The 4,908-nt window shown below is 76.3% G+C and carries 3 protein-coding genes; all 3 read left to right on the forward strand.

Annotated elements, in window-relative coordinates; translation table 11 throughout:
* Positions 1-155 precede the first annotated feature (155 nt).
* The 3 genes from ACFC1F_RS12535 (at position 156) to ACFC1F_RS12545 (ending at position 4,774) form a co-directional block, all read left to right on the forward strand.
* Positions 156-770, forward strand: a complete 615-nt coding sequence (locus tag ACFC1F_RS12535; protein ID WP_376157618.1) for a hypothetical protein — start codon at positions 156-158, stop codon at positions 768-770.
* 179 nt (positions 771-949) lie between these two features.
* A complete protein-coding gene (locus ACFC1F_RS12540) occupies positions 950-3,211 on the forward strand; it encodes a bifunctional polysaccharide deacetylase/glycosyltransferase family 2 protein (RefSeq protein ID WP_376157620.1) in 2,262 nt (753 codons plus the stop codon).
* Positions 3,212-3,223: 12 nt separating this feature from the next.
* On the forward strand, positions 3,224-4,774 hold the full coding sequence (locus ACFC1F_RS12545) for a protein kinase (RefSeq protein WP_376157622.1): 1,551 nt from the start codon (positions 3,224-3,226) through the stop codon (positions 4,772-4,774).
* Positions 4,775-4,908: the final 134 nt, after the last annotated feature.

Here is a 4,908-nt window from a genome sequence, read left to right on the forward strand (position 1 = left end):
TATACCCCCCCGGCCCCCCCGGCCGGCCCCGGCCGGCCCGGCCGGGCCCCCCCCGCCCGCCCCCCGGCCCGGCCCGGCCGGGTCGCGGGGCGCCCCCCCCCCGGGGCGGGGGGCGGCCCCCACCCCGCACGACCAGACCAGACCTGGACCCGACCGTGACCGTCACCTGGTACGACCACGAGCCGGCGGCCGGGGATCCGCTGCCCGGTTCCCCGGCCGCCTTTTCTTCCGAAGAGGCCGCCGACGCCACCGTCCCCCCGGTGTTCGTGGACTCCTCCGGCCGCCGCCAGCGGCGGGTACGCAGGCTCGGCCTGCTGCTCGCCGTGCCGGCCGCCGGCTACCTGGCGCTGCTGGCCAGCACCGTGCTCGGCGGCCCGACCGTCAGCGCGCCGTTCCTGCCGCTGCCGCCCGGGCCGAGCGCCGCCGCGCCCGCACCGGCCGACCCGGAGCCCACCGTGGGGCCGACGATCACCGGCTCGCCCGGGCCGGACAGCGTGCAGCCCGGGACGGCGCGGCCGACGGCGGCCGACCACCGCGCCGGTGCCCCGGCGTCGGCCACCCCACGGCCGTCCGCACCCGCGTCGGCCCCCTCGGCCGGACCGTCCGCTCCGCCGGCCACCCCGTCGGCCAACCCCGGCGGGAACGGCAACGGGAACGGGAACGGCGGGTCCAATGCGACCCCCACCCCCGGCCACGGCCGCCCGACCGACGCACCCGGCAACTCCGGCAACGGGGGCGGCAAGCCCGGCAAGGCCACCCCGACGCCCTGACCCCGACGCCCCGACGCCCTGACGCCCTGACCCCGACGCCTCGGCCGGACCCGCCCCGGCCGGACCCGACGCGCCGGACCGACGCCCGTGCCACCCGCCGTCCCCGTGCTATCCGCCGTCCCCGTGCCACCCGCCGTCCCCGGGCCCCGCCCCCGTCCGGCCCTCCCGAAAGCGCCCCCGTGAGCACCTCCCGCCGCCGAAGAACCGCCCGCCCGGCCCCGCGCGCCCGCCGAGGCCGCCGTGGCGTCGTCCGCCAGGGCCCGCTGCGCACCCACTGGCTGCTGCTGACCGCCCTGCTGCTCACCCTCGCCGCCACCCTGCTGATCCAGGGCTACACCCAGCACCTCTTCGACCACCGCCCGGACCAGGACGCCCGCCCGGCCGGTTCGGCGACCGTCCCCGAGGCGGTCCGCGACGGCGGCCCGGTGATCGACGCGGCCGGCCCGCAGCCCCGCAGCGCGGGCCCGAAGCCCGGCACGGTCGCGCTCACCTTCGACGACGGCCCGGACCCGCGCTGGACCCCGGAGGTCCTGGACACCCTGCGCCGCAACGGCGTGCACGCCACCTTCTTCGTGGTCGGCACCCAGGCCGCCGCCCACCCCGACCTGGTCCGCCGGATCGTCGCCGAGGGCCACCAGCTCGGCGTGCACACCTTCACCCACACCGACCTCGGCACCCAGCCCGCGTGGCGCCGCTCGCTGGAGCTGCGCGAGACCCAGCTGACCCTGGCCGGAGCGGCCGGGGTGACCACCTCGCTGCTGCGCCCGCCCTACTCGTCCACCGCCGACGCCCTGGACGACCCGGCCTGGTCCGCCGTCCAGCAGGCCGGCCGCGAGGGCTACCTCACCGTGCTCACCACCCGGGACAGCGAGGACTGGCGCCGCCCGGGCATCGAGTCCATCGTGAACACGGTCATCGGCGAGCCCGGCAACCGGCAGGGCCAGATCGTGCTGATGCACGACGCGGGCGGCGACCGCATGCAGACCGTCGCCGCACTGGACGGCCTGCTGCCCCAGATGAAGGGGATCGGCTTCCGCTTCACCACCGTCAGCGAGGCGGTCGGCCTGCCCGACCCGGTCCGTCCGGCCACCGGGACCGAGCACTGGCAGGGCCTCGCCCTGGTCCAGGTGCTGCGGACCGGCGACCTGACGCTGACCGTGCTGGGCTGGCTGCTCTACGCGGCGGGCGCGGTCAGCGTGGTGCGCGCGGTCGTCGTCCTGGCCGCCGCCCGCCGGCACCGGAAGCTGCGTCGGCGCCGGGCGTGGGGCCCGCCGGTCACCGAGCCGGTCAGCGTGATCGTGCCCGCGTACAACGAGTCGGCCGGCATCGAGGCCGCCGTCCGTTCGCTGCTCGCCTCCGACCACCCGGTCGAGGTGATCGTGGTGGACGACGGTTCCACCGACGGCACCGCCGACCTGGTGGAGTCGCTGAACCTGCCCTACCTGCGGGTGATCCGGCAGGCCAACGCGGGCAAGCCGGCCGCCCTCAACGCCGGCATCGCCGCCGCCCGCGCCGAGCTGCTGGTGATGGTCGACGGCGACACCGTCTTCGAGCCGGACGCCGTCCGGATGCTCGTGCAGCCCTTCGCCGACCCGGCGGTGGGCGCCGTCTCCGGCAACGCCAAGGTGGTCAACCGGGGCGGGCTGCTCGGCCGCTGGCAGCACATCGAGTACGTGGTCGGCTTCAACCTGGACCGCCGGCTCTTCGACCTGGGCGAGTGCATGCCCACCGTCCCGGGCGCGGTCGGCGCGTTCCGCCGTTCGGCCGTGCTCGCGGCCGGCGGCGTCGGCGACGAGACCCTCGCCGAGGACACCGACCTCACGATGGCCCTCTGCCGGGACGGCTGGCGGGTCGTGTACGAGGAACGCGCGAAGGCCTGGACGGAGGCGCCGGCCTCGCTCTCCGCCCTGTGGCGGCAGCGCTACCGCTGGTGCTACGGCACGCTCCAGGCGATGTGGAAGCACCGCGGCGCGCTGCGCCAGGGCGGGCAGGCGGGCAAGCTGGGCCGGCGCGGCCTCGGGTACCTGCTGCTGTTCCAGGTGCTGCTGCCGCTGCTCGCCCCGGTGGTGGACGTCTTCGCGCTCTACGGGCTGGCCTTCCTCGACCCGGTGCGGATCGTCGGTCTCTGGCTGGCGTTCCTGCTGCTCCAGCTGCTGATGGGCGTCTACGCGTTCCGGCTGGACGGCGAGCGGCTCGGCCCGCTGTGGAGCCTGCCCCTGCAGCAGTTCGTGTACCGGCAGCTGATGTACCTGGTGGTGATCCAGTCGGTGTTCACCGCGCTGGCCGGGTCCCGGCTGCGCTGGCAGCGGATGCAGCGGTACGGCAGCCTGCCGGTGCCGGTCCAGGACGGCCCGGCGGACGCTCGTCCGGAACCGGTGGGGGTCGGCGGCTATCGTGCACAGGTGCACGAGGCGGTCCGGGACCCCGGGCAGGGCACGTGAGGGGAGCTCCAAGTGATCGGTCGGGCGCTTAACGGGCGTTACGAACTCGTCGAGATGCTCGGCGTCGGCGGCATGGCCACCGTCTGGCGGGGCGTGGACCACGTGCTGGGCCGCCAGGTGGCCGTCAAGGTCCTCAACGGGGGCCTCGCCGACGACCCGCGCTTCGCCGAGCGGTTCAGCCGTGAGGCGCAGCACGCCGCGATGCTGGTGCACCCGAGGATCGTCATGGTCTTCGACTCCGGTGTGGACCAGGGGTCGCCGTACATCGTCATGGAGTTGGTGAACGGGCGCTCGCTGGCGGCCCTGCTCGCCCAGCAGCCGGGCCTGCCGGTGGAGCGGGCGGTCGGCATCGCGGCGGCCGTGTGCGAGGCGCTGGCCGTCGCGCACGGCGCGGGCCTGGTGCACCGCGACATCAAGCCCGGCAACATCATGATCACGGACGACGGCGGGGTGAAGGTCGTCGACTTCGGCATCGCCCGGGCCGGCTCCTCCAGCAACCTCACCCAGACCGCCTCGGTGCTCGGCACGGCGGCGTACCTCTCGCCGGAGCAGGCCACGGCGTCCGAGCTGGACGGGCGCACCGACCTGTACGCGGTCGGCTGCGTGCTGACCGAGATGCTCACCGGTGCCACCCCGTTCACCGCCGAGTCGCCGGTGGCGATCGCGTACAAGCACGTCGGCGAGCAGCCGCTGCCGCCGTCGGCGAGACGGGCCGGGGTGCCGGCCGCGCTGGACGCGGTGGTGCTGCGGCTGCTCGCCAAGAACCCGGCCGACCGGCCGGCGGACGCGGCGGCGGCGCGGGCCGAGCTGCTCTCCTGCATACCCGGGCTGGTGGTCGGCGACCCGACGGGCGAGCTCCTCGGCGTCGCCCCGGCCGGCCAGGCCACCCAGGTCCTGCCGCCCGTGCCGGTCCAGGCGGCGCACCTCCACGCCTCGCCCGCCACCTCGGTGATGGCGCCCGTTCCGTCCGCGCCGCCCGTCTACGACGCGCCCGGCTACGACCCGCAGGCTTTCGACGAGCCCGTCCGGGAGAGCCGCCGCAAGCCGCTGGTCCTCGGCGCGCTCGGGCTGGTGGGGGTCGCGGGCGCCGCGATGCTGGCGCTCACCGCCTTCGACGACCCGGCCACCCCGTCCGCCGCCCCTTCCGTCACCAAGCCCGCCCAGACGACCCCGGCGGCCCCGACGCCCACCCCTACCGCGACCACCCCCGCGCCCACCGGCCCGGCCGCGATCCCCACGCCGTCGGCCAGTCCGGTCCCGCCGCACGGCCAGGCCGCGGCCGTCCAGCTGAACGCCCTGCGGCAGTCCGTCGCCCAGGCCCAGGTCACTAAGGAGCGCGACCGTCAGGTCGACCTGCTGCACACCCTCGACGACGCCTCCGCCCGCCTCAACGAGGGCCAGCCGGACGACGCGGCGCAGGAGTTGAAGAACGCCCAGAAGACCGTCCGGGACATGGCGAAGAAGCACGCCATCGACGCACCGACGGCCGCGAACTGGAACACCCGCCTCAGCGTCCTGATCGCCTCCCTCAACGCCACGGCCGACCGCAACCAGAACGACTGAGCGGCCGCCCCGACCGCCGTAGCCGACCCCTGACGTAGCCGGAGCCGGAGCCGGAGCCGCGCGGCCGAGGGGCGCGGCGAAAGGGGGGGAGGGGATAAGCTCCAGCCGGCGCGTCGGCCGGGGTGTGGGACGGC

This window comes from Kitasatospora sp. NPDC056181 (assembly GCF_042266225.1).
Lineage (GTDB): Bacteria > Actinomycetota > Actinomycetes > Streptomycetales > Streptomycetaceae > Kitasatospora.